Below are 23,812 nucleotides of genomic sequence, written 5' to 3'. Positions count from 1 at the left end.
AGCGATAAGCACTCGTACGTGCACGTATCGGCGAGTTCGTTACTGGACTGCGGGCGCCTGTGTATATGGAACATGAGTGAAGTCCGCCGGCGGTATCAAGGCCGCAGGAGCGCGATATAATTTGTGTCATCTTGCGCATCTCTTACGTTCATGCTGCGGCGCTTTGTCGACCTCCGCTTAAGATAGGCTCCATGCGATGGCCAAATCTGTTTCCCTTCCGAATGGACGGTTCTGGAAGGCGCAAACTGCCGCTCTCGATCACTTCAAGGACATGCTCAGGCGCTATGCCGACGAGGAAACTGTCGAGGACTATCTTGATCACGATGATCTTGTCGCTCTTCTCGAGCGTTACGATGCCGTCATCATCGATGGACCGACAAAGATTGGGCGTGGAATAGACTATTTTTTCCGGCGCCAAAATGCCGGCCAAGGCTTTTCAACGCCTGGCTTTTGGGTGCGTCGGGTCGACGGCAGCGAAACGGACTTCAGTTACATCCAGGCCGTAAAGGGGCAACCGAAGTCGGATGCGCAGGAGTTCTATGATGCCTGCCGTGCCGCCGTGGCGGCCGATCTTCTCGCGGCGAAGAAACGTCATTTCACCGCTTTCGCGGATAGTACGGGCCGCGTCCCTTGCGACCTCACCGGCGAGTTGCTTGCTTTCCCTGACGCCCATCTCGATCATGCTTATCCGACTTTTGGGCAATTGGTCATAACATTCCGCGCCGCGCGTGGTTGGCAGCATGGCGCGCCTAAGGGAACGCTGACCTTGCCGGCAGACGCGCAGACTACCACGACCTTTGTCGACAGCGCCGTCGCGCAGGCCTTCCGGTTATTTCATCACGGCGCAGCGACGCTCCGGATCGTTGCACGACACCGAAACCTCTCGATGGCAGCGGGTCAGCGGCGACCGAGAGTGAAGTTGCCAGTACAGATTTTAGGATGAGGTGTCCGCGCAATGGGCTCATCGGAAAAAGACGCTGGCTACACGGTCACATTTGCGATCCCTGATAGCACGCGGCTGGCGGATGAAGGGCTCGCGCTATTGCTCCGCTCCGTGATGGACGTTGGAGTGCCCAAACAAAGGCTCTGCTGCGCAATTCTCAGCCGCCGAGCTGGATCTCAATCGAGGGTGGGCGGTCCTCTCGCATGCATTCTCCGCATCGGTCGAGCAACGCGACAATCCGGATCTTTGCGGCAAACCGGTCGCCGTCGGCCATTCTTAATGCCCACTGTGGTACTGTGACAATGCCTCAGCGGATCCGCGCATCCTCGAATGGCGGCAGAACCTGACCAAGATATCTTTTTCGGTAGCGGTCACACCTACGAATCGCCGAGATTGGTTCATGAAAACGTTGCAGAAGACGATTGCAGACAAGTTCCTCGCCAAATTGGCCGAGGACGAGGACTTCGATTCAAAAAAGATCGAGCAGATTACCGATCTCTTGGCGGCCGATAAGAAGCCCAAAGCCGACGATTTCGCCAAGGTGTTCGCGTCTGATGACGCTGGCGACATCGAATGATCAAGCTCGAGAGCGCCCATATCGAAGAGGTACGTGGTATCCGCAAGCTGGATATCACGTTCGGCAAGGATACGTTTTCGGTATCCGGCCCCAATGGATCGGGTAAGAGCGGCGTGATCGATGCAATCGAGTTCGCGCTCACAGGCAAGATGAGTCGTCTGACCGGTGCGGGCACCAAGGGCCTGTCCGTGGCCGAGCACGGGCCCCATGTCGATAAGACTAAATTCCGGACGCGGCATTCGTCAGCCTGACCGTTCATTTCCAAGAACTTGGGAAGACGGCGACCATCACTCGCAAAGTTTCCGCTCCAAAAAAGCCGACGATCAATCCCAACGAACCTGATATTCGGGCGGCCTTCGACGAAATCGCCGAGCATCCCGAAATCACGCTGTCGCGCCGCGACATTCTGCGCTTCAACCTGATCGAACCCACTAAACGGTCAGAAGAGATTCAGACGATCTTAAAGCTTGACGAGGTCGGCCAGACGCGCGCAGCCCTGAACACCGCTGCCAACAGACTTCAATCCGCACAAAAGCTCGCGGCGACACAGGTCGATACCAGTCGGAACACGCTGCAGCGGCACCTGCAGATTGCGGAATTCCGCGCGCCTGACCTCCTCAGCGCGGTCAATGCGCGGCGAAAGGTTCTCGGGCTGCCGGAGATCGCTACGCTTGCAGCGGATACTAAGCTCGATGCGGGACTTTCCGGCGGCGATAAACTGCCAGAGTTCAACAAGGCATCCCAATTGCGCGATCTTGAAGCCCTTTCCCGCGCGTTGGAGAAGATTGGGCCTGCCGGTGCAGAACCCGCCACAGTCATTCTGGCAGCAATCGCTCGTCTTGAAGACGATCCCTCGCTCCTGGATGCATTTCAGCGCCGCGCTCTGATCGAGAAGGGGCTTGAACTGTTGGACGGCGCCGAGTGTCCACTCTGTGATCGCTCCTGGGATGACGAAGATCACCTACGCAAGCATCTGGAAACGAAGCTGTCGAAATCTGGAGAAGCCGCCACGCTTCAGGCTGAGATGCTCGGCGCTGGTTCGACTCTCGTACAGTACAGCGCGCGGCTGAGCGGGCTCATTGCGCCAGTTGTCAAAATCGCAGCCGAGCACAATGATGCCGCCCGCCTGCTGCTTGATCGCTGGGCGCAAGATCTTGAGACCTTCAAAGGCGGTCTCTCCGACCTGCAGGGCCTTGTCGGCATGAAGTCGCGGCTTGAACGCGGCTGGCATGGTCTACCGGGTCAGCTCGCAACAATGCTCGTTGCTATTAGGGCCGCCGTGGACGCGAAACCCGACCAGACAGCTCATGTAGACGCGCATACCTTTCTTACGACGGCACAGTTGCGCCTCGATGATTATCGCGAGGCGATGCGTAAAGGCACCGCAGCCCAAAAAGCAGCCAGACTCGGCAAAGCCGCTTATGACGCCTACTGCGATGTCATGGAGACCGAACTCAATGCGCTCTATGACAGCGTCGAAACGGACTTCAGCACTTACTATAAGGCGGTCAACGAAGACGACGAAGTGAAATTCACGGCGAAGCTCAGCCCAAGCGAGGGCAAGCTGGATTTCAACGTCAATTTCTACGAGCGCGGCCTGTTTCCGCCGGGTGCCTATCACAGTGAAGGCCATCAGGACGGGATGGGCGTGTGCCTTTATCTGGCACTCATGAAGCGTCTGTTCGGCGATCGCTTCACGCTTGCATTGCTCGACAACGTGGTCATGTCCGTCGATTCCGGACATCGCTATCAATTCTGCAAGCTGTTAAGATCGTATTTCCCCAATACCCAGTTTATCATTACGACCCACGACCGCCTTTGGGCGGAGCAGATGCACTCGGCTGGTCTGGTTACCACGAAGACATCGCTCGCATTTCACAGCTGGACGGTTGATACAGGTCCGCTTGTCGAATCAAATGAAGAAATCTGGGACGAAATCGCGGCCGCACTTTCGCGCGGCAAGGTCGAAACCGCCGCCCATGGATTGCGGCATCATCTTGAATATGCGTCTCGGCACCTGGCAGACCAGCTGGCGGCGCGGCCTGCGTTCCGCAGCGACGGAAATTACGAGCTTGGTGAACTCCTGCCGAGCGTTCTGGTTCGCATGAAAGAACTCTGCGGCAAAGCTGCGGATGCCGCCCAATCCTGGGGCAATACCGCGGCAAAGGAGGAGGCTCTTAACCGCAAGACGGCGCTATCCGAGTCAAACGGCGCACGCAGCGTTGAACAGTGGGCCGTCAACAAGGCCGTGCATTACAACGAATGGGCCAATTTCGGCAAAAAGGATTTCGAACCCGTCATCGCCGCGTTCAAGAACCTGCTCGAATGCTTTCGCTGCGATGACTGCGGCTCCTGGCTCTACGCTTCGCCCAAACCAATCCCCGAGTCTCTGCGTTGCGCCTGCAACAAGGTGACCCTAAATCTCAAATCGAAACCCAAGTAAACGCGTATTTCTCGTAAATGCATTGTCACCCTCGCGATTCACTATCTCGAGCATTCACTTACGGACACCAAACCTTCACTTGCTCAGTGCTGATGTCTCCCTTCAATATCGGGATTGGGTCATGCTGCGGCGTAATTCGCAGGAGCACCCATGGGGTTCAAGATCAAGGGACTAGATGATCTTCAGCGGGAGATGACGCTTCTCGGCCAGGTCGCCGAAGCGCTCGACGGCAAGCTCACGACCGTCAACTTTGATCCCCACGATCAAACAAGCGTCGAGCGCGCCATCGCCGACATGAAACTGGCGATTGACCAAAGGGTAAGCGGCTTTGGGAGCAGCACCATGGTCGATAACCTGGTGGCTGAGCTCAAGCAGAAATATGAGGAAGACATTCTAGCGCGTGCAGCGGCGGCGAGACTGACGGACGGAGACAAGACGGTGGGCGAAAACGTGGACCAAGGCATTTTCAGGCAGATCGAAAACACCGTGAACGATCTGCGCTCGGCCGAATTCAATACGTTCGACCGGCACATCAAGAAGCTGTCGCGCCTGCTTCATTCGGAAACGCTCGAACCGATTTCGAGCGCTCTGATTGCGGATGTCGATCTTGATGCCTGGATCAAGTCAGGAGAAGCGACACAAGGCGGCATGGTCGGTAGCGCCACGCTGGAATGGCCGAGCGATCCGCAGAAAGAGCTCGGTCTGGTTATTCTCCTGATCGACAGATTCGCCCAAATTCCTGACGCGGCCATGGATTTCTCGCACACGTTTTACTATGCCGGGAACAAGCTGACGGCCAACGTGCAGAACATGGCCGCACAGATGATCGTGCCGTTTGCGCGAGATTACATCGAGCATGTCAAGACGGCCACGGGTACGACAGAAGCCACTCTGCTGCCGGTCCGATCTGGTCCGGCGGCACGCAAGGTCTTCATCGTCCACGGCCACGATGAGGGCGCGCGCGAGTCCGTCGCCCGATTTCTTGAACAGCTCGGGTTTGAGGCGATCATTCTGCACGAACAGGCCAACCAAGGCCGCACCATCATTGAGAAGATTGAAGCACACGGCGAAGTCGGCTTTGCCGTCATTTTGCTGACGCCAGATGATATCGGCGGCATAATGAATAGTGATGATCTCCAGCCCCGCGCGCGTCAGAACGTCTTGCTCGAATTAGGGTATTTCATCGGCCGCCTTGGACGAGCACGCGTCTGCGCGCTCAAGCGCGGCGATATCGAGGTACCCTCCGACTTTGGAGGCGTTGTCTATGAACCATTCGATGCCGGCGGCGCGTGGAAACAGGCCCTGAGCCGTGAATTGCAGGCTGCGGGATTCGATATCGATTGGAATGTCGCTATGAAGAGATAACTACTTGCGGGCATCGAGACCGTGCAAGCGTGGGTGCCAATGATCGCAAATTCATATTTGCGCAGTTGCACGTTCACGGACCGAGCGCTTCATCGCGAGGAAATTTCTTCACTCTCGCTTCCGGGTTCGCTTCTGCATGCCGCGCCGACCATTGCCCGATGGTACAGAGCCTCACTCGTCGGTAGTCACGAAATGGACCTCGCACCGGATCGAACTCGCCCACGTAAATGTGCGGGCCTTCGAACTACTCATCGCCCTTGTCGTCGATGTCGATGACCGATTCGTATGGAAGCACCAGGTACTCCTCAAACCATGCCCTGTTTTTCTCCGGCAGCGCGTCCCAAATGGTCATAGCATTGGCACGTGCGGCCGCGACTTGATCCATAAGCTTCTCGTCGTCCTCCGTGCGCCAGGGATTTTTGTGCGGGGCGGAGTCGTCCATGCATTCGGCAAAATCCCAAGCCACGCTATCATCATCGATGAATGCGAGATGGCGGTGTCTTAGGACGTGCAGTCCGTCATGGTGACAGCCTTCGTACCGATAGATGCACCAGCGCCTTGCCCTGAGTTTCTCACGCTGTGTTTCATCGGCATATGGATAGCGGTCATCGCTGGCGTCTCTCACCAGCACTTCCAGGCCGAAGCTCTGCAGCAATCGTTGCGCCTTACGTTTGACGACAAGCTTTCGGCGCACCTCTGCGCTTAACGAACGCTGGCGAATCCGTTTTGACACGCCAAAGAACGTGAACAACACGTCGTCATTCTTGGGTTGGTAGAGCATATCTTCCAACTCGCCCTTGCCCCAAAGATATGCTTCCTGGAATCCACGCTCCTGGGCCCTGGTTCGGAAAGCATCGCGCGCTGCTTTGGAGAAATCACATGCGGCGGCGAAGATGATTCCATAGAGCTGTTGGCCGCGAGGAAGCGCATCCAGATATGCCGCCAGCTTTTTCGGCGGAATGGATTTTTCGCGCTTACATTGAATTAGCCAGACGCGGTCCTTTACGTCGCTATCGGTTCGGTTCCCACCGCCGTCATCATCATCGTCGTCGCCATCAATTCCATCGCCGAAGTCACCCTGCACAGCTTCATTGCCGCGCGCGTCGAACCCTTCATCACTCCCGGTTCGCCCCGTAGCCTCAAGCTCACGCCATTGCCTGAAATCGTAGAGGAGACGGCGCACCAAGTCTTCAAACCGGCGGGGCTCCAGATCCTCGAAATGCAAAGGACCGGTCGTTTTCGTCGGAATCGACTTCGTCACCATCCCTTCACGACCTCACGAACTTCATAAGCGGAGCGATATCGTGATTGTCCGCTGCCTGGAGGGCGGCGACATAGGCGTCGCGCAATGCGCCAGTTTCGTGAATGGTGCCGTTGCCCCAAGTAAAGGCCTTGCCGCCGAGCTTTTCGATCAACAAATCGGCCATCATGCGCGCATGCCGGCCATTGCCGTTCGGGAAGCCATGAATCCGCGTCAGGCGATGATGCAGCCGCACCGCGATTTCATCGGGCGGGAAGGTCTTATTTTCTACCCAGAAGCGTACGTTATCGAATATCACCGGCATTTCGGCGGCAACCAGGTGCGGATCAATGCCGATGTTCAGTTCCTTCTGGCGATACTTTCCCGCCCACTTCCACACTTCGCCAAACATCTGCTTGTGCAGGTTCTTTGAGAAGCCTTCGTCGAGCAGCGCCTCGGCGCCGCCGCGGCGACGGCCTCCCCACACCGCTCCTTTCAGGATGTTTTCTTCCTCGGCTTCATTGAGGTCGGCGCGCGTTGTGACCCATGTCTGAATCAGGTCGCCGCGCAGCGCCGGATCGAGTGGCGTCGCGTCGTTCGGCTCCTGAAACAGATCAGTCTCGGTCATTCCAGATATCCCGCTCCTTCACATTGTCACGGATATAGGCGTCAATCCGCTCGTCGGTGTTGGCGTCGGCCGTCTCCTGGGCTTCGAGCCTCATTGTGTGCGCAACCCGGCCGAGCTCGCGCTTTGCGATCTTGCGCGCCCGCCCGAGTACGGCGCCTTCAAGGGAGTCGTTTGGTACGAGCGCATAGACAAGCGTGCAGTCGAGGGCTTCTGCTGCGCGCCGCAGCGTCTTCAACTGAATGCTGCCACTCTCTTCCGATTGCTCTAACGTCTCGACGCTCTGCGGCCGGACGGCGAGCCTTCGTGCAAATTGCACGCCCGTCATGCCGAGGGCATCACGGATGGCTCGCACCCACCCTTTCGGCGGCGCGTGGAACCGCTCCACGGGCTTGAGCCGCTGGAGACGATCGTCGAGCCTTTCTCGGGCGCGGTGACGTGTACCGGTTTTCATAGTGTAGCCTGATTTCAGAAGACTATTTTCAGGTCCTAGCCTTATCTTATCGCCATAATATCAGGTCATAGACTGATATTCCATACGTAAATCAGGTCATAGCCTGCCCGTCCGCCAACCCTTTGAAATTCAAAAGGGGAGCTGGCTTCTGTCGATTCCAACCGCGAACCTAAGGGCGTTCCTGGCCCAGACGTCCCCCTCACGCGCGGCCAGTTCCAATGCCGCGGGGCCAGTCATCAGCCAGGATGGCAGCCGCGGCTGACCACGCTGGGCAGCATACTTCGCGCGGCATCCGGCAACGAAGCGATCCTTCCGCGCCATCACGTCGGGAAAGGATTGCAACTGTACGGCGGGATCGTAACGCATATACGTGCGATACCGCAGATACACCGGCAGCCCATCAGAGAGCTGCCACGCCACCAGTGGCATGGCGGCCGCCGCGAAGGACGAGCCGTGCGGTAGATAATGCGGCCCCAGATCGACAATCGTATCCTGAACCTCGACCCAGAAATGCGAGGGCTGGTCGCTGCCGTAGCCAAACCCCTGCAGACCGGCTCGCTCCTCCGAGCGGGCAACAACGAACGCTACGAAATCCCCGCCGGCAAGGCGGGTGTCGAAACCTTCATCCTGCAACAACGCAAAAACGGCAAAAGCCGCATAGAGGCAACGCTTGTCAAAATCGTCCGCGAACTCACTGCGGAGCGCCTTGTCCACAATTGCAGTGTTCGCACTATCGCGCTTTCGATTCGCATCCTTCGAGTATAGCGCCATACGCAGGTATTGCGTCCGCTTTGAACGAACTCTTTGATGCTGATCGTGCTGCCGTGACGCTATATGTTGGCCCCAATGACCGAAGACAATGAGACGCCCTTATCGCAATGTGATGTGCCGCCTGAGCGAAGACCGGCTTTGGAGTCTTATCGTGGCAAGCGCAAGGTATGGCTGAGCTGGATAGATACGGACGAACATCACGCGATCTGGCAGACCCTATCTGCAATGGTGTGGACAGATGTCTCATTCCGGACGCTGACTCAATTCGCCATCGATGATGAGGCCAGCTGCCTTGGCAATTCACTGGTTGCCGAGGCCATCATAAACGGCCATGTCGCAACGCAAGTGCTGGCCATACGCCGTTTCGTCGATGGCGGCTCCGATGTTATTTCCCTGCGGCGCCTCATCAAGGATGTGCGGCGAAATTTCAATCTGTTCACGCGGGAAAACTACGTCTGCCACAACGGGCTGCCCTACGACTACGCAGTGGTCCAACACAACGAAATGCTGGAGCGCGTGGGCTCCGGCGCGTTTTGGGGCCATACATCGGGTCCAAAGGCGTGGGGCACCTCGCAAATGGCCCACGAACAATTCGACAGACTGTCAGGAATCGCGTCGACCAACCGCAACCGTGAGGATCAATTGCCGTTAGCCCTCATCGATACGGTTGAGGGCTGGCTGAACAATAGCGGCGCGGACGAACTCGCGAAATGGAGCCATGCCTATCTTGCCCACGCCGGCACACCGCAGAAACGTGAAGAAGTGGCTCATTTGCTGGTTACAACGAATAAGATAACCCACGCGATTAAGGCGCTGGCGCGCGTTACCGAAGCGGTGTCCGCTTATATTCTGTTCGCGAGCGGGCGGTTGAACGGCCTGATGCCAACCGCGCAGTTCGATCGGTTTGAAAAACTCGATCAACCGGTCATGCGCGCCGATCGCGTAGACCAGGCCCACATCCTCTGGGATAAGCTCAGCTCAGAAAGCGACTCCTGCCTTGAGGATGTTGGCCGCGATCTGACCCGGACCCAAGCGGGTGCCTGACCCCGGAAGTCAGGGGCTGGGCACGGTTATGCTATGCGCGAACTGCGCCAGATCTGCGGGGCGCGCAAAGTTTTCGGTCAGGAACTTGAGTACCCTCACATTGAGCTTCAGCGCCCAGTCACGCACCGGATCGGTAAAGGCCTTGTCCTCGTCGCGCGGCACACCCTCCAGCTTCACATCGAGCTGGATATGCACTTTGTTGCGGTACTCACGCAATTTATCCAACTCGTCGTAGATGTCGGCACCGGCCTTATCGAGAATCTTGTATTTCTTCATCACGTCGATGATCGCCCTGAAGCGTTCGACCTTCTTACCCTCGATTTCCGCCCGGTCCTCCTCGGAGATGTTCGGTACGCCCTCGCGATTGAAATTCTGCGCACGGTAAATGATCTCCCACAGCGCCGCTTCGGTAATTGCACCGGCCTGCAAGAGCATCAGCTTGTTGAATGTGCTGCCCGACTCTGCGAGCTTGCAGAGGAGGCCGGCGTTGTAGACCATATTGTCGCCGACCTTGAAGTCGCCGATAAAGCGGCAGCTGATTGTCTCGGTTTTCATGGATATCTCCCTATTGTCCAAGGGGCTGAAAATCACGCAACTCACGTATTCACGACGAGATCTGGCTCCGGCTTCTGGATTGACCCCGCAAGCTCCCGCAGAAATAAGACCTCGTCGAACGAAAAATGATGGAAGCGACCTATCTCCCCTTTTTCGTTCTCCTCGTAGATCATAGGGATTGCGCCAGGCGGAATGCGTGTCTTTTCGAGCAACAGCGCTTCGTACTCTTGCAATTGAACCAAGCGCGGCAGGTGTATCGAGACGATAAGATTCAACATTAGCCCGTGGAGTTGCATGTATTGCTGCACCATTGGCATCAGCTCTAGCTGCTCAGTTAATTTAGACAGCTCCTTCTTGCGAAACGAATTCTGTATTAGATCACTCTCCAGAATTTCGGTCGGGTCGATCAACAGATTTGCTGTCGCTGCAAATTTGCCGTCTGCTTCCCGCCGCGCACTAACCGGAACAAGTGAAAGCGGCATATCGTGGTGCTGGCCATAGTTGCGTAGATTGTAGAGCAACCGATAGGCAAACCACCCGTCATACGCGGCCCTTTCCGTATCGATGAATCGCTGCTCTTCGGCGGAGGCCTTTCCAAAGGCTCGAAGGCGACGGCTACAATCCATTCCGCAACCTGAAGGGGCAGATGATCGCCAACATTTCGACGCCACGTCCCGGCGTCACCGAACCACGTGACGTGACGCGCGTCTTCAAGCTCATCAGCGCACCGTGGACGAGAGGGAGGTTTGGTGACGTTGTTGGCCTCGCCTTGCGCTTCGATGCACTGACCATTCCCCGCCCCGGCATGGTCAATAAAATGGAGCGGAGCGAGGTCGATTGGGACGCCGAACGCTGGACTGTTCCAGCCGCCAAGATGAAGACCGGCTGGGACCATGTCGTGCCCTTGTCACGGCAGGCACTCGCAATCCTGCGGAGCGTTCAGAAGCTAACCGGCCATCGCCGATACGCGTTTTCCTGCTCCAAGGACGCGCCGCTATCAAACAACACGCTCAACAAGCGCTTGCGGCTGCTTGGCATTGACACCAAGACTGATCATTGTGCCCACGGATTCCGGACCACCTTCTCGACCCTGTCCCACCACGAAGAGATCAAGGATGCCAAGTCATGGGATGGCGATGCGGTCGAGCTGCAGCTTGCCCATCTCGATAACTCGACTGTGGAACGTCTGTACAAGAAGCACGGACCGCTCGCCCTGATCGGCTCGCGCACGAAGCTGATGCAGCATTGGGCTGATCGGATCGACAACTGGCTCGATCCAAAGAAGGTGATGCCGATCAAGGGAGACGCTGCTTGAGTCACCTGAGAGGCGCCCCTTCCGGATCGCCTGCGCCGACATCGCAAGTATCGGTGGTTGCGGGGAGGCGCAACACCCGATTGTTGCGATTGATGGAACGGGAGATCCCTAAGCTTGTCGCATAAGCGGAGTCCGACCGGGGCGCTGATTAAGAGACAGGTTGGGCGCTAAGGACACTATACCACTTACGCGAAGCGCGTTGCCGCAGCCCGTGCCTTAGTTGTCAACCCGTGCATACGCTGACAACGTCATTCGTCCTCGGCTACCATGGCTGTGGCGCTTCGGTCGCCGAGAGACTCGTGGCAGGCGATGACTTCAAGAAAAGCACTAACGCGTACGATTGGTTGGGCCCAGGGATTTACTTCTGGGAGTCCAATCCGGTCCGGGGAATTCAGTTCGCTGAAGAACTAAAAATCAGAGGCCGAAGAAGGATACGTAAGCCCGCGGTCGTAGGGGCGGCCATTGATCTCGGGCTGTGTTTGGATCTGACTACTGCTGCAGGTATCGCTCAGCTTAGCCGCAGAGAAGCAGCGACTACTGGCCGAAGCGGCAATCGCCCTGACTATCTCTGGGAGATCGGTAGCGGAGAGAATTGGATGGCGTACCATCTGGCCGCGCTGCTAGCTTGGGGTAAAGTGGATGGTGTGGTCGGAGTTGCCAATTGGCGCGATGACGAGGGCTTCCTTATCCCGACCTCGTGGAGTCCTCCACAGTCTCAGGACCCTGAGGAGACTGACAAGGACAACTGATATGACGCCGCATAGCCGTCCAGACCCAAACCTGTACTTCGCGACATGTTCAATGTGCATTCCGACAAACGTCTTTGACGTCTGCAGTGAACCTCCAAGTCAATTTCCTATTGTCGGAACGGCGAAGCAAATTTCGAGCAACGTTGGGAAAACGTGATGACCATCATCGATGGGTCTTCACGGGTCCGCTACATGGCTAGACCCACGGCAAGCCGTCCTTCACGGGCCCGGATGCGCGCTTAGGATAGTGCCCGAGACGACCTCATCTGGAACGATGCTCGGTGAGGCGTTGCTCGTCACTCTCCCGGCCCATGCAACGCAATTGCGCCCGGCGGCCTTTGCTTCGTATAGCGCCCGATCCGCCTCTTCCAGCAATAGATGAGGATCACCAGCAAACGCATCCCACCAAGCCAGTCCTGCACTGATACTTACGCTGCGTCCCGGCAAGCCGGGATGAGGCAGGTCAACTCTGGAGACGGCCGCCCGCAATTCCTCGCAAACACGCTCCAGTTCAAGGGCCGTGATTGAGGGAACTATCGCAGCGAATTCCTCGCCACCGTACCTAGCAATCGAAATGCCTTCTTTATCCGCCTTGCAAGCGAGTGCCTGCGCCACCGTCCGAAGGCAGACGTCGCCGGCAATATGCCCGGCGGAATCGTTATACTTCTTGAAGTGGTCGACATCCATCAGGATAGCGCCGACACTCTTACGTTCTTTCTCCGCGGACAGACGTGCGGCTTCGGCCTCGAAATAACGGCGGTTTGGAAGCCCGGTCAATGCGTCTGTGTTGGAGATGCGCAGAAGCTCTCGATTGACCAGGCTCAATTCCATCGCCGCATATTCGTAGCGGAGCGTTTCCAGAAATCGTCGCCTCCGATCAATCTCGTTCTTTCGGATCACCAGGAGCACCGTCAGGGACGCCGCGGTACCGATGATCGTATCGCTGACGAAAGAACTCGAATCCGTTCCGAAGAGTAGTGGCAGGGTTGGGTGCAAGATTGCCGCAGAAAGGCAGGTAACAAGTCCCGCGGAAAACGAAATTGGTACGGCTGCGAGACATATGGCAAATACCATGATCGCAGCGAGCATATAGTTCTCCATCATCGCCGGCGGCGCTGATGTTCCAGCGAACTCGATGACAGCCATGATCGATATGATAGCGGCACCATAGGCGAAGCTGATCTGCAGGGCGTTGCGCGAGCGCAACCCGCAGACCGCGACACCGGCGCAAAAGAGTGCGACCAGACATCTCCAATGCCATGCCGCGGCGAAGACCTCGACACTATTTGAACGGTCAAAGCCAATTGCGCCAAGCATCAGAATTGCGCAGACCGCCGAGGAGCGCGCCATGTGACGAGCCATCGAACGTCCGCGTTGAAGCGCGTACGTGCCCTCCAGCTCAGGCTGAAAGGACCAACAAGACGCGCGCGCAATCTCGCTCTCGAAATCGGTACGATCCATGAAGGCGGCAAGCTCATTGAAAAGTCACGCGATAGTGGTCCGGGAGAGGTTAAGAATGGGTGCCAGCAACGCAGCGATGCGGACCGCTAGACATCACCCGCAAATTTACGGAGCGACCGAAAGGCAAAAACCGACGGCCACTCGGCTTCACCTATCTGCACATCGCCCAGTGCGTCAGCTGCCCCAACCGCATCCCGCCGGGCCGATTCCAGGGAACTCGACAATGAAATCCCAGCCCGTCACATCGACTAAGAACGGATTGTTCTTTTTGCCCTCCTCGTCGTACTCGGAACGCATGTCGACATGGGCCCAAATGCCGCCAGTCAGCAGACACTCATCGTTGGAAATTGGAGCCTTGACCTCTTCGAGGCTCACCGCGACCTCTTCCAGCCGCCGCCGACTTCCCCGGCGCAGCCCAAGGCTCGCCCGAATGCGGTGCCGGCTGGTACGACCTTCTCGAGCATCTATACGTTCGGACCCGGACGGCCGTCCAAGCCGACAGCGGCCCCCTCCAGTTCGACCAGATCAAGGAGAAGTACGGGACCCTCCGCGTCTACTGGGACGGCGCCATTTCTCTGGAGGGCGACGAGCGGATCAAGGACGCCATCGCCTTGGCGGAGCCCGCAGCGCCGTGACCTGCGAGGTCTGCGGCGAGGAGGGGCGCCTCCGGGGCGGCGCCAGTCTGAGCACCTGCTGCATGGCGCACTCGGAGGGCCGGCCAACAGTCAAGCACCGCTCGGGTCTGGAGAACGTCCACCCGGTGCAGCACTTCTCCGACAGCAGGCTCTTCGTCACCTGCCGCCGCCACGAGTCAGACGAGTGCAGACCTTGGCAACACCGACCGTCCGCGAACTTGCCGTGGCACCTCAGGATGCGTTGTGCCGCTCACGGGCATAAGCGTTGAGGCGGGTGAGTTCCTCCACGTAGACGCGGTGCAACCTGAGAGGCGCAACGAGTCCCTCGACGAAGCCGGCGATGCCCGTCTCGCCATCAAACCTGGAGGTGATGTTCACCAGCGCCTGCTCGCCGTGGGGAGTCACAGTAAATGTCCTGACGAGGCCGGAGCTGCCGGTATCAGCCTGGACCAGGATTCGGCCGGGCTCCGGCTCAGTGATCTCCATCCGGAGCTTCCGGACGCCGCCGGCGGATTTGATTTTGAAGCTGACGACGCTGCCTGCTCCTATGCCGCCTTCTTCGAGTTGGAAGTCGTAGAAGGGGGGCGGCAAGAACCGAGCATGAAGGTGCATGTCTGCGAGGTATCGGTAGACATCGTCCGCGGGCGCGTCAATGGTGCGCTCGGTGGACGCGACGACGTATTTTGCCATGAGTGTGATCTCCTTGTTTGTGGGTTGACCGAGGATCCGAGCGTGCTTTCCTATGAAGACTGGTCCCTGCGGGAAGTCATCGACGTGCGATACACTACGGTGACCGGCGATTTCGGTTTCTAGCGTTCTTATAAATCCTCTCGCGAAACGGCGCTGAAAAGCGTCATGCAGCTAATAGCTAAGGTCAAAGACGAGGCGCCAAAGGCGCTCAATGGCCCTTGCCATCCAGCCGCCCGCAACCGAGCCGTTCACAAAATCGACGGCTCCGGCGTTCATCGTCTTCGGAGTCATCCCGCCTAATTCATTTTGACTAACTACGGAATTATTGACGATGAACGAGACTCCGTCGCCTGCCGGCTGGTCGAGCATTACCGTCGCCTCCTACCGCCTGAGCACCCAGCCTAAGACTCTTGAGCGATGATGACTTTGCCCTGGACAGCTAGAATAGCAATCGTCTAACTTTCTATGTCTCCATACATAGATGGATGGCCCACCAAACGAGCCGGAGGAGCAAACGTGGACTTACAATGGGATGACCTCCGCATTTTTCTCGCCGTTTGCGATGCCGGGAGCATGAGTGGCGCCGCGCGGCGCTTGAAGGTGAGCCAACCCACTTTGAGCCGGAGGATTGCGGAGATGGAGTACGGGCTCGGCGAGCCGCTTTTCGTCCGCAAAAACCAGGGCATCACCCTAACGAAAACTGGAATGAGGCTAATGCCCGCAGCCCAAGGCATGGCGCAATGGGCGACGGAAGCCAGTCGCTCACTCGATGCGAAGAACTCTCCTGTCAGTGGCCGCGTGCGCATTACGGCGGCACCGTCGTTCGCCTTAGATCTCCTGGCGCCGTTCGCGGAAACCCTCAAGAGAAAGCACCCACAGATCGCTCTCGAGGTGTTGGCCAGCACAGAGCGTTTGAATCTCTCGCGTGGCGAAGCGGACATCGCGCTCAGGAGATATCCCTCCGATGATCCCGATCTGATCACAGTCGGCGAAACTGTGATTCCAATCGGCGCGTATGTCAGCAAGGACTACGCACGGAGACTACCCGCGAAACATGGCTTTCGCGACCTCGACTGGATCGCATGGGCCGGGCAGCTCGAGATGGTCAGCCCGAATCCGGAGCTCGCGGCCAAGATCCCAGACTTTCGTCCGACTTTCGCATCTGACGACTACAGTGTACAGGTCGCGGCCTGCCAGGCTGGCGTTGGCGCGATGATCCTTCTGAAGACGCCCCATCGGCTCAAGCGGCCGGGAGAACTCGTGGAGCTCAAGCTCGACCTTCCAACTTCGCTCCGCGCAGAACTCGCGATCATCTGTCACAAGCGTATGGCCGATCTCCCCAAGGTTAGAACCGTCCTGGACCTGCTCAGGCAGGAATTCGCGAATCTGAGGAAGGCTTAAGACGCGAGCGAACATTGAATAGTGCGGCCCGAATGCTGGCTAAGACATCGCCCGGTCGGATGGCCTCCAACCGGGCGACAATTCAACTATTCCGCGAAGAACCGGCCGTTGCCTATGCAGCAGCGTTCGTCCCGGACATCTGATCGAAGCAATCCAGGGTACGAGCTGTATAGACGAGCGCCGCACCCGCATTCATTGCAATGGCGACGCCAAGTGCCTCGGCAATCTCAGCCTTCGTCACGCCATGCTTCATTGCGGCCTCGACGTGGCTGGCAATGCAGCCATCACAGTGGGTGGTGACAGCAACCGCAAGCGAGATCAACTCGCGCGTCTTCCCGTCGAGATGCTGCGCCTTATCGCCAGAGTTGGCCAGAGCCAGATATCCCTTGACCGTTTCCGGTGCGAGCTTCGCCAAGTCGCCAACCCGCGACTTCACGGCAGCGCGATACTTCAACCAGTCTAACATGTACTCTCCTCTTCTCTTTGCTCTTCAGAACATCGCCACATCATATGAGACGAAGCGGTCAACAAACGCGCCAAACTTTGCGCGCTCGATAGTCGTACAAGTGCTTTAGGTGCCGCCCCTCTCGGCAATTTCGACGCGGGCCTCCGCGACACGCTTGAGAGGCATCCCCTCAGTGTAGAATTTGGCTAAGAAACAGCTTTGTCCGATTATGTTGTGGGTTCCCGAAGAATTCGGCCGGCGTGTTCTGCTCGACGATCTGACCGGAATCCATGAAGATGACACGGTTAGCCACCTTGCGCGCGAACCCCATCTCGTGAGTGACGCACAACATGGTCATCCCCTCTTCGGCCAGACCCACCATCGTCTCCAGGACCTCCTTGACCATTTCCGGATCGAGCGCCGAGGTTGGCTCGTCAAACAGCATGATCCGCGGCTTCATGCAGAGAGAACGCGCAATCGCGACGCGCTGCTGCTGACCGCCAGACAGCTGACCGGGATACTTATTGGCCTGTTCGGGAATCTTTACCTTGCGCAGGTAATGCATCGCGATTTCCTCTGCTTCCTTGCGCGGCATCTTGCGAACCCAAATCGGCGCCAGCGTGCAGTTTTGGAGGATCGTGAGGTGCGGAAAGAGGTTGAAGTGTTGAAACACCATGCCGACCTCACGACGGACCTCGTCAATCTTTTTGAGATCGCTAGTGAGCTCCTTGCCGTCGACGATGATTTTGCCCTTCTGGTGCTCCTCCAGGCGATTGATGCAGCGAATCATTGTCGATTTTCCGGATCCCGAAGGCCCACAAATAACAATGCGCTCGCCGCACATAACCTTGAGGTTCACATCCTTCAAGACGTGATAGCCGCCGTACCATTTGTTCATGCCGATGATCTCGACTGCGACTTCATTCGCCGAGACTTGCGTCCTGCTGAGATCTACTTTCGCAACGCCGGACGTACGTTTTGTGCTCATCTGCAGCCTTCCTTCTCACCGCCCGTGCCCAGTTTCAAGACGCCGTTCCACATACTGCGAGTATCGAGACATACCGAAGCAGAAGATCCAGAAGATCACTGCGGCAAAAACATAACCAGTCCTCGCGGTTTGCGGCGTCGCCCAATTGGCGTCTCCGGAAATGCCCTGCTTGACGATCCCAAGCAGATCGAACATCGAGATGACGAGGACCAGCGTCGTGTCCTTGAACAGTCCAATGAACGAATTGACGATCCCTGGAATGACGAGCTTTAGGGCCTGCGGCATGATGATCAGCCCGGTTTTTTGCCAATAGCTGAGCCCAAGAGAATCCGCTCCCTCGTATTGGCCCTTGGGCATAGCCTGAAGCCCACCCCGCACCACTTCCGCCATGTAAGCAGATGAAAACAGCGCAACGCCGATGAGCGCGCGGAGCAACTTGTCGAATGTCGTACCGGGCGGCACAAAAAGCGGAAGCATGAACGCTGCCATGAACAGCACTGTGACCAGTGGAACTCCCCGCACAGTTTCGATGAAGATGACAGAGAGTAGCTTGATCGTCGGCATCCTGGATCGACGGCCAAGAGCCAAGACAATGCCCAAGGGGAGCGAGACGACGATACCAACGTAGGCAAGGACGAGAGTGACCATAAGTCCACCCCAAAGCGGGGTTTCGACGTAAGCCAGCCCGAAAACTCCGCCAACCAACAGAACAAAGGCGATAAACGGATAGACGCCGAAGAACAGGATCGCATTGGCCCGTTTGAGCGGCAGGCGCGGAATGAGCAGCGGGACGAGCAGTCCCACGAAAACGGCGCCCGCCAGGATCACGCGCCAGCGCTCGTCCAACGGATAACGGCCAAACATGAAATAGCCGAAACGGTTGGATACGAACGGCCAGCACGCACCCGACCAACCGGCAGGCAGTTGGCCGCCCTGTTCGATGGTGAGGCAGGCAGTTCGATCGGTGCCAACCCAGACGGCATCGAAGAACAGCCAGCTCAGGATCTGTGGCAACGCCCACGCGGCTATGATCACAGCAACAACCGTCAGGAGCATGTCCGCCGGCGTGGCGAAGAGATTCTTGCGCATCCAAGCTAGAATCCCTACCTCGGAATTCGGTGCAGGTTGCGCAAGGGTCATTTCGGTGCGCACCCAGGCAATGTCATGTTGCTTCATGCCTCACCTCTGCCTGAGTGCCAGCTTGACGTTGAACCAGTTCATGACGAGAGAGGTCAGAATGCTCAAACCGAGATAGACCACCATAAAGATGACGACGACCTCGATGGCGCGCCCGGTCTGGTTAAGGATCGTTCCGCCGACTGCGTACAGATCCGCATAGCCGACTGCCACTGCAAGCGACGAATTCTTCGTCAAGTTCAGATACTGGCTCGTCAGCAGTGGGATGATGATACGTAGTGCCTGCGGAATGATCACCAGACGCAATCCCTGCCCAGGGCGAATGCCCAGGGAGGAATAAGCCTCCGCCTGCCCCTTCGGCACCCCCTGGATACCAGCGCGAACGATCTCTGCGATGAACGATGCCGTATAGAAGGACAGCGCCAAAAGTAGCGACAGAAATTCGGGCTTCACGTCGAGCCCTCCCGTCAGCATGAAGGTGCCCTTCTGCGGGAATTCGACGGTCATCGGAAACCCTGCCAGCACGCAACCAAGCAGCGGCAAACCTATGAGGAGTGCAACTGAAACCCAGAAGACGGGGAGTTGCTGCCCCGTTGCCATCTGGCGGGCACGCGCTCTTCGCGCGACGTACCATGACAGCCCAATGGCTATCATGAGCCCTGCAATGATCAGCCAAGCTCCCTGGCTCCAGATCAGGCGCGGGAGATAGAGACCGCGGTTGTTGAGGTATGAACCGAAGGGCAACGCCAGGCTGCTGCGCACGTTCGGCAGCAACGCAAGCACTCCTTGGTACCAAAATAGAATCACGAGCAGCAGGGGTACATTGCGGAAGACTTCAATGTAGATGGTCGCAAGCTTGCGTATCATCCAGTTGCTCGATAGTCGGCCGATACCAACCACAAAGCCTATGATTGTTGCGACGATGATGCCCAAGACGGCAACACGCACGGTGTTCACAATGCCAACCAGCAGGGCCCGGCCGTAGGATGACTCCGAACTGTAATCAATAAGCCGATCAGGAATCTCGAACCCGGAGCGTGAGTTCAGAAACTCAAATCCTGTCGGAATATTGGAACGACGGAGATTTTCGATGGTATTGTCGGAGATCCACCAGAGCCCGAGCACCAGCAGAACGACAATTGCGACCTGGACAACGATGCTCCGGAGCTTCGGGTCATAGAACGGCGACACCTTCGTCGGCGCGCCATCGAGAATTACCTCTTGTGACACTGTGCTCCCCTCGCGTGAATTCTTGATGCCGATGTGGCGTGCCAGGACCCAAAATTATGCTGAATTGCCTCAGCCCGTCGTAGGGCTATCAGCGTATTGGCACGCCGTATTGGATGCCGCCTTTGGTCCACAATGCGTTGACACCACGAGAGATCTTCAAAGGGCTACCCGACCCGAGGTTGCGCTCGAAGATTTCCCCATAGTTACCGGTCGCCTTGACGATGTTGACGACCCAGTCGGTTGACAGGCCCAGATCAGTACCAATCTTCGTTCCGGCCTCGGTCCCAAGTATCCGCTTGATGTCGGGGTTGCTGCTCCCCTTCATCTCATCGACATTCGACCGGTTAATGCCAGCCTCCTCGGCATCAAGCAGCGCAAAGTAGGCCCACTTCACGATGTTCAGCCACTTCGCGTCCCCTTGACGCACGGCAGGCCCGAGCGGTTCCTTCGAAATGATCTCCGGCAATACCACGAAGTCCTTCGGCGACGAGGTCTGCAGGCGAGCTGCGTAAAGACCGGATTGATCGTTTGTGAAGGCATCGCATCGACCCGCATTGTAGGCCGCGGTCGCCTCCTCGAGGGTGTCGAAGACCACTGGTGTGTAGTCGATCTTGTTGGCTTTGAAGTAGTCGGCAAGATTCAATTCGGTCGTCGTCCCCGCCGCGACGCAAATCACCGCGCCCGACAGTTGCTTGACCGACTTGACATCGGGCAACTTCCGTGTGTCGATCATGAAGCCTTGGCCGTCATAATACATGACGCCAACGAAGCTGATGCCAAGCGACGTGTCGCGGCTCACCGTCCAGGTGGTGTTGCGCGACAGGACATCGATTTCGCCAGATTGAAGCGCGGTGAACCGGTCTTTGGCTGTCAGCCCGGTGAATTTGACCTTGCTGGGGTCACCGAATACGGCTGCCGCGACCGCACGGCAGAAGTCGACATCGAGACCGGTCCACTGCCCCTTGTCATCCGAAGCCGAAAAGCCCGCCAAGGCTACGTTCACACCGCACTGGAGGAAGCCCTTTGACTTGATATTGGACAACGTGTCCGCCGACGCTACCGATGCCGTCAGCGCAAGCGACGCCACACCTGCTGCGATTGCCAATGATTTCTTTCTCATGGTCTCCCCCCTCTTCTTCGTCAAATATCTTCGCCACGGACTTCCAACCCGTGAGCTCACTCGGCAACGAGAGCCGTTTCGGATCGTTACGGCCAATGGGATCTCGGCGAGACTTGCTCGTACCAGATCCGTTATGGAGCTGATTGCTTCTTAGCCCCACACCCGAACGTCAACGCGATCCATGCGTTGCAACTGATTACGGAACACGTGTTGACCAGACGCAGCTGCCCATCGAACGACCGATCGCGATCGGCACGTGCATAGCTCTGGGAATGATCCCACATATCCTAGACCGCACCCTGCTTGGCTTACGCCAGCGCGCATCCGGCGGTTAATCCGAAGCGATCCGCGCCTTGCGAACTAGCCCCCCACTCAACTCGCTCGCCAGACCGTGTACTCGTAATACTGAGTACACAGATCAGAACGGCCTCGCATGTACTGCCCCAAGAAGACTGGCATAAGCGACCTTACCTCCCAATCAGCACCATTATGGTGGCCATTACCATTGTGGCTCCGATGCCAGGGGCAGCGATCCAGAAAGTCTCGTTTCTTGTCTCGAAACATCTGAAGGCGATATTCCATTTCGACAGCAACACGACCGGAAATCGAGATATTTGCTTGTGCCGGCGGCAAAGCCGCGTCCGCTGCATCTCCGTCCCGTTCGACATCTGCGCCTTTATGGATGCACACCCTCGAAGCTTCGCGATTTCCTGATCACCCAGCATCGCGTTGTTTTTTGAATCAAGCAAACGAGATATATTCACGGATGGGTTCAATTTTTTTTAAGTGCCCGCCGTCCTACGAATGCTTGTGTTTTGATCTCAGTGATCTAGAGCCGCCCGTAAAGCGGACACTTCGACGTCCGCGCATACCCCTCGGATATCGGATCGATTTTCGACGGGCCACCCGATCGGCGCTGCCGTCTTCCGTTCGCAGGAGGGCGATTTCGCGTGAAAGATCGTAGAGCTATCATGCTCGTCGCTGCTAGGCCTCACCAACAAACGGCGTGACCTCCGCCGACGGATGCCACCGATACCCCCTCTCGCCAGCCTCTAAGCTGCCGGTGCCAGCAATCAAATGGCAGGTCAGGTCAGTACACGGCGACAACCAACACGGACCGGCAACAACAATTTCGCTTATGAACATCGTCAACAAATTTGGATTGTGAAGCTTACGCCCTAGGCGTAGTCATACGGTGCTTCGCATAATGCGAGGCGGCACTCTCGGAGCGCCCACAAATATCGGTCTCCACATCAAGCCGATGAATTTGCTTCTTCGCAAGATTTGTTGCCTTTCGGGGCGCGCGGTTGATCTCCCCTACGTCAAGGTTTGCACCATGAAAAAAGACACGCTGCTGGTCCGCGGCGGCCGCGCGCCCACGGGTCCGGTGAATCCCCCGGTGTCACGGGCCTCCACGATTTTGTTCAAGGATCTTGCCGCCTTCGACGCAACGCGTGCCGACCGGTTCGCGGCGCTGCGTTACGGTATCCACGGCACTGACACACTATTCTCGCTCGAGCAGGCAATCACGAGGCTCGAGGGTTGTCATCGCGCGATTGTGGTGCCGTCCGGGCTTGCTGCCATTGCGGCAGCTCTCACCGCCGTTCTTAAGGCCGGCGATCACCTCCTCATGGTGGACACGGTCTACGGACCTACGCGCGCATTCTGCGATGGCTTGCTAGCGCGCAGCGGCGTCGAGACAACCTATTACGACCCTTCAATCGGCGACGGAATCGCCACGCTGTTTCGTGACAATACGCGAGCAGTATTCTGCGAAAGCCCCGGCTCGCTCACCTTCGAGGTGCAGGACATACCCGCTATCGCGAAAGCCGCGCACGCGAGATCGATCCCCGTCCTGCTCGACAACACCTGGGCCAGCCCGCTGTTCTTCGACGCGCTCGCTAAGGGCGTCGACATCTCGATCCAGGCGGCAACCAAATATCTCTGCGGCCACTCCGATGTGATGATGGGCACTATCGCCACGACCGAGGAGTGGTGGCGACCAATTCGCGACGTCGTGGCTGACCTGGGCTATTCGACCAGTCCGGATGACTGCTATCTGGTCCTGCGGGGCATGCGCACGCTCGGTGTGCGCATGCGCCACCAGATGCTGAGTGCGCTCTCCGTCGCGCGCTGGCTTCAAACACAGCCGGACGTAGTGCGCGTACTGCATCCCGGCCTGCCCGACGATCCGGGGCACGCGCTCTGGTCACGCGACTTCAGTGGATCCTCTGCACTCTTCGGCGTCGAGCTTGCCTCCCGTTCTCAACTCGGGCTGACCGCCTTCATGGATTCGCTGGAGCTTTTCGGGATCGGCTCAAGCTGGGGAGGCTATGAAAGCCTTGCCCTGCCAGCCCGCTTTACGCGCACTGACCGCCCGTTGCCATTATCGGGTACTCTGGTGCGGCTGCATATTGGCCTTGAGGATCCGACCGACCTCATTGCCGACCTAACAAAGGCTCTCGCCGCCATGCGCGCGGCTGAGGCCAGTGCAGTATGAGCTGGCATCGAACGGCGATGAGTCCTCGCGCAAAACTCGCATCGTGGCGTCCCGATGTCATTGCCGCGAACTCGCGCACACATCACCCTTCCGCAAGCGGTCGCGCCGGGGCCAAGCGAACCAA

Annotated in this window: 26 protein-coding genes; 10 read left to right on the top strand and 16 right to left on the bottom strand. The window is 57.7% G+C overall.

The window, feature by feature from the left end:
- Positions 1-196: 196 nt before the first annotated feature.
- The 3 genes from NLM32_RS06670 to NLM32_RS06660 all read left to right on the top strand — a co-directional run bounded on the left by NLM32_RS06670 (position 197) and on the right by NLM32_RS06660 (position 1,771).
- On the top strand, positions 197-943 hold the full coding sequence (locus NLM32_RS06670) for a DCL family protein (RefSeq protein ID WP_254128441.1): 747 nt from the start codon (positions 197-199) through the stop codon (positions 941-943).
- Between the two features lie 400 nt (positions 944-1,343).
- Complete coding sequence (locus NLM32_RS06665; protein ID WP_254128440.1) at positions 1,344-1,520, top strand: hypothetical protein; 177 nt, start codon at positions 1,344-1,346, stop codon at positions 1,518-1,520.
- Positions 1,517-1,771 carry an ATP-binding protein gene (locus NLM32_RS06660; RefSeq protein WP_254128439.1) on the top strand — a complete coding sequence of 85 codons (255 nt, stop codon included), beginning with the start codon at positions 1,517-1,519 and terminating at the stop codon, positions 1,769-1,771. Before NLM32_RS06665 ends, NLM32_RS06660 begins: the two co-directional genes overlap by 4 nt.
- A 209-nt stretch (positions 1,772-1,980) precedes the next feature.
- Here the strand turns inward: NLM32_RS06660 and NLM32_RS06655 are convergent, their stop codons facing one another.
- Complete coding sequence (locus NLM32_RS06655; protein ID WP_254128438.1) at positions 1,981-2,265, bottom strand: hypothetical protein; 285 nt, start codon at positions 2,263-2,265, stop codon at positions 1,981-1,983.
- On the opposite strand from NLM32_RS06655, the gene NLM32_RS06650 reads away from it, so the two are divergent.
- Together NLM32_RS06650 and NLM32_RS06645 are read left to right on the top strand one after the other, a co-directional pair.
- The gene (locus NLM32_RS06650; RefSeq protein ID WP_254128437.1) at positions 2,266-3,963 is read left to right on the top strand and encodes a hypothetical protein; all 1,698 of its coding nucleotides are present in this window, start codon (positions 2,266-2,268) and stop codon (positions 3,961-3,963) included.
- Between the two features lie 150 nt (positions 3,964-4,113).
- On the top strand, positions 4,114-5,328 hold the full coding sequence (locus NLM32_RS06645) for a TIR domain-containing protein (protein ID WP_254128436.1): 1,215 nt from the start codon (positions 4,114-4,116) through the stop codon (positions 5,326-5,328).
- 244 nt (positions 5,329-5,572) lie between these two features.
- On the opposite strand, the gene NLM32_RS06640 is transcribed toward NLM32_RS06645, so the two are convergent.
- The 4 genes from NLM32_RS06640 to NLM32_RS06625 all read right to left on the bottom strand — a co-directional run bounded on the left by NLM32_RS06640 (position 5,573) and on the right by NLM32_RS06625 (position 8,361).
- On the bottom strand, positions 5,573-6,592 hold the full coding sequence (locus tag NLM32_RS06640) for a restriction endonuclease (protein WP_254128435.1): 1,020 nt from the start codon (positions 6,590-6,592) through the stop codon (positions 5,573-5,575).
- A 4-nt stretch (positions 6,593-6,596) separates the two neighbouring features.
- Positions 6,597-7,196, bottom strand: a complete 600-nt coding sequence (locus NLM32_RS06635) for a mobile mystery protein B (protein WP_254128434.1) — start codon at positions 7,194-7,196, stop codon at positions 6,597-6,599.
- Positions 7,183-7,647 (bottom strand): mobile mystery protein A, encoded by a 465-nt coding sequence (locus tag NLM32_RS06630; protein ID WP_254128433.1) that lies wholly within the window; start codon positions 7,645-7,647, stop codon positions 7,183-7,185. Before NLM32_RS06630 ends, NLM32_RS06635 begins: the two co-directional genes overlap by 14 nt.
- Before the next feature lie 129 nt (positions 7,648-7,776).
- Positions 7,777-8,361 carry a hypothetical protein gene (locus NLM32_RS06625; RefSeq protein WP_254128432.1) on the bottom strand — a complete coding sequence of 195 codons (585 nt, stop codon included), beginning with the start codon at positions 8,359-8,361 and terminating at the stop codon, positions 7,777-7,779.
- Positions 8,362-8,493: 132 nt separating this feature from the next.
- Between NLM32_RS06625 and NLM32_RS06620 the strand changes: the two genes are divergently transcribed.
- Positions 8,494-9,462, top strand: coding sequence for a hypothetical protein (locus tag NLM32_RS06620; protein WP_254128431.1), 969 nt, complete (start codon positions 8,494-8,496; stop codon positions 9,460-9,462).
- 9 nt (positions 9,463-9,471) lie between these two features.
- Here NLM32_RS06620 and NLM32_RS06615 read toward each other — a convergent pair whose 3' ends face one another.
- Both NLM32_RS06615 and NLM32_RS06610 read right to left on the bottom strand, forming a co-directional pair.
- Positions 9,472-10,017, bottom strand: a complete 546-nt coding sequence (locus NLM32_RS06615; protein ID WP_254128430.1) for a hypothetical protein — start codon at positions 10,015-10,017, stop codon at positions 9,472-9,474.
- 41 nt (positions 10,018-10,058) lie between these two features.
- Complete coding sequence (locus NLM32_RS06610; protein WP_254128429.1) at positions 10,059-10,643, bottom strand: hypothetical protein; 585 nt, start codon at positions 10,641-10,643, stop codon at positions 10,059-10,061.
- A 20-nt stretch (positions 10,644-10,663) separates the two neighbouring features.
- Here NLM32_RS06610 and NLM32_RS06605 point away from each other — a divergent pair, with 20 nt between their 5' ends.
- Together NLM32_RS06605 and NLM32_RS46025 are read left to right on the top strand one after the other, a co-directional pair.
- Entirely contained in the window at positions 10,664-11,332 is a 669-nt protein-coding gene (locus NLM32_RS06605; protein WP_254128428.1) for a tyrosine-type recombinase/integrase, read from the top strand.
- 230 nt (positions 11,333-11,562) lie between these two features.
- The gene (locus tag NLM32_RS46025) at positions 11,563-12,081 is read left to right on the top strand and encodes a DUF3732 domain-containing protein (protein ID WP_309144832.1); all 519 of its coding nucleotides are present in this window, start codon (positions 11,563-11,565) and stop codon (positions 12,079-12,081) included.
- Between the two features lie 219 nt (positions 12,082-12,300).
- On the opposite strand, the gene NLM32_RS06595 is transcribed toward NLM32_RS46025, so the two are convergent.
- The 4 genes from NLM32_RS06595 to NLM32_RS06580 form a co-directional block, all read right to left on the bottom strand.
- The gene (locus tag NLM32_RS06595) at positions 12,301-13,542 is read right to left on the bottom strand and encodes a GGDEF domain-containing protein (protein WP_254128426.1); all 1,242 of its coding nucleotides are present in this window, start codon (positions 13,540-13,542) and stop codon (positions 12,301-12,303) included.
- Positions 13,543-13,716: 174 nt separating this feature from the next.
- Positions 13,717-13,917 (bottom strand): hypothetical protein, encoded by a 201-nt coding sequence (locus NLM32_RS06590; protein WP_254128425.1) that lies wholly within the window; start codon positions 13,915-13,917, stop codon positions 13,717-13,719.
- Between the two features lie 491 nt (positions 13,918-14,408).
- The gene (locus tag NLM32_RS06585; RefSeq protein ID WP_254128424.1) at positions 14,409-14,867 is read right to left on the bottom strand and encodes an SRPBCC family protein; all 459 of its coding nucleotides are present in this window, start codon (positions 14,865-14,867) and stop codon (positions 14,409-14,411) included.
- Positions 14,868-15,038: 171 nt separating this feature from the next.
- A complete protein-coding gene (locus NLM32_RS06580) occupies positions 15,039-15,236 on the bottom strand; it encodes a hypothetical protein (protein WP_254128423.1) in 198 nt (65 codons plus the stop codon).
- Positions 15,237-15,332: 96 nt separating this feature from the next.
- Here NLM32_RS06580 and NLM32_RS06575 point away from each other — a divergent pair, with 96 nt between their 5' ends.
- Positions 15,333-16,268: a LysR family transcriptional regulator gene (locus tag NLM32_RS06575; RefSeq protein ID WP_256568218.1), complete on the top strand. Its 936-nt coding sequence runs from the start codon at positions 15,333-15,335 to the stop codon at positions 16,266-16,268.
- A gap of 112 nt (positions 16,269-16,380) precedes the next feature.
- Here NLM32_RS06575 and NLM32_RS06570 read toward each other — a convergent pair whose 3' ends face one another.
- The 5 genes from NLM32_RS06570 to NLM32_RS06550 form a co-directional block, all read right to left on the bottom strand.
- Positions 16,381-16,734 carry a carboxymuconolactone decarboxylase family protein gene (locus NLM32_RS06570; protein WP_254128422.1) on the bottom strand — a complete coding sequence of 118 codons (354 nt, stop codon included), beginning with the start codon at positions 16,732-16,734 and terminating at the stop codon, positions 16,381-16,383.
- A 169-nt stretch (positions 16,735-16,903) separates the two neighbouring features.
- Positions 16,904-17,701 carry an amino acid ABC transporter ATP-binding protein gene (locus NLM32_RS06565; protein WP_305884089.1) on the bottom strand — a complete coding sequence of 266 codons (798 nt, stop codon included), beginning with the start codon at positions 17,699-17,701 and terminating at the stop codon, positions 16,904-16,906.
- A gap of 15 nt (positions 17,702-17,716) precedes the next feature.
- Complete coding sequence (locus tag NLM32_RS06560) at positions 17,717-18,877, bottom strand: amino acid ABC transporter permease (RefSeq protein WP_254128421.1); 1,161 nt, start codon at positions 18,875-18,877, stop codon at positions 17,717-17,719.
- A 3-nt stretch (positions 18,878-18,880) separates the two neighbouring features.
- The gene (locus tag NLM32_RS06555) at positions 18,881-20,068 is read right to left on the bottom strand and encodes an amino acid ABC transporter permease (protein WP_254128420.1); all 1,188 of its coding nucleotides are present in this window, start codon (positions 20,066-20,068) and stop codon (positions 18,881-18,883) included.
- A gap of 88 nt (positions 20,069-20,156) precedes the next feature.
- Positions 20,157-21,188, bottom strand: a complete 1,032-nt coding sequence (locus NLM32_RS06550; protein WP_254128419.1) for an amino acid ABC transporter substrate-binding protein — start codon at positions 21,186-21,188, stop codon at positions 20,157-20,159.
- Positions 21,189-22,524: 1,336 nt separating this feature from the next.
- Between NLM32_RS06550 and metC the strand changes: the two genes are divergently transcribed.
- Positions 22,525-23,688, top strand: a complete 1,164-nt coding sequence (metC, locus tag NLM32_RS06545) for a cystathionine beta-lyase (RefSeq protein WP_254128418.1) — start codon at positions 22,525-22,527, stop codon at positions 23,686-23,688.
- Positions 23,689-23,812 lie beyond the last annotated feature (124 nt).

Origin of the sequence: Bradyrhizobium sp. CCGUVB14, assembly GCF_024199935.1 — a bacterium.
Taxonomy (GTDB): Bacteria; Pseudomonadota; Alphaproteobacteria; order Rhizobiales; family Xanthobacteraceae; genus Bradyrhizobium.
Note: the sequence above shows the minus strand (reverse complement) of the source record. Positions and strands in the feature narration are given on the sequence as shown.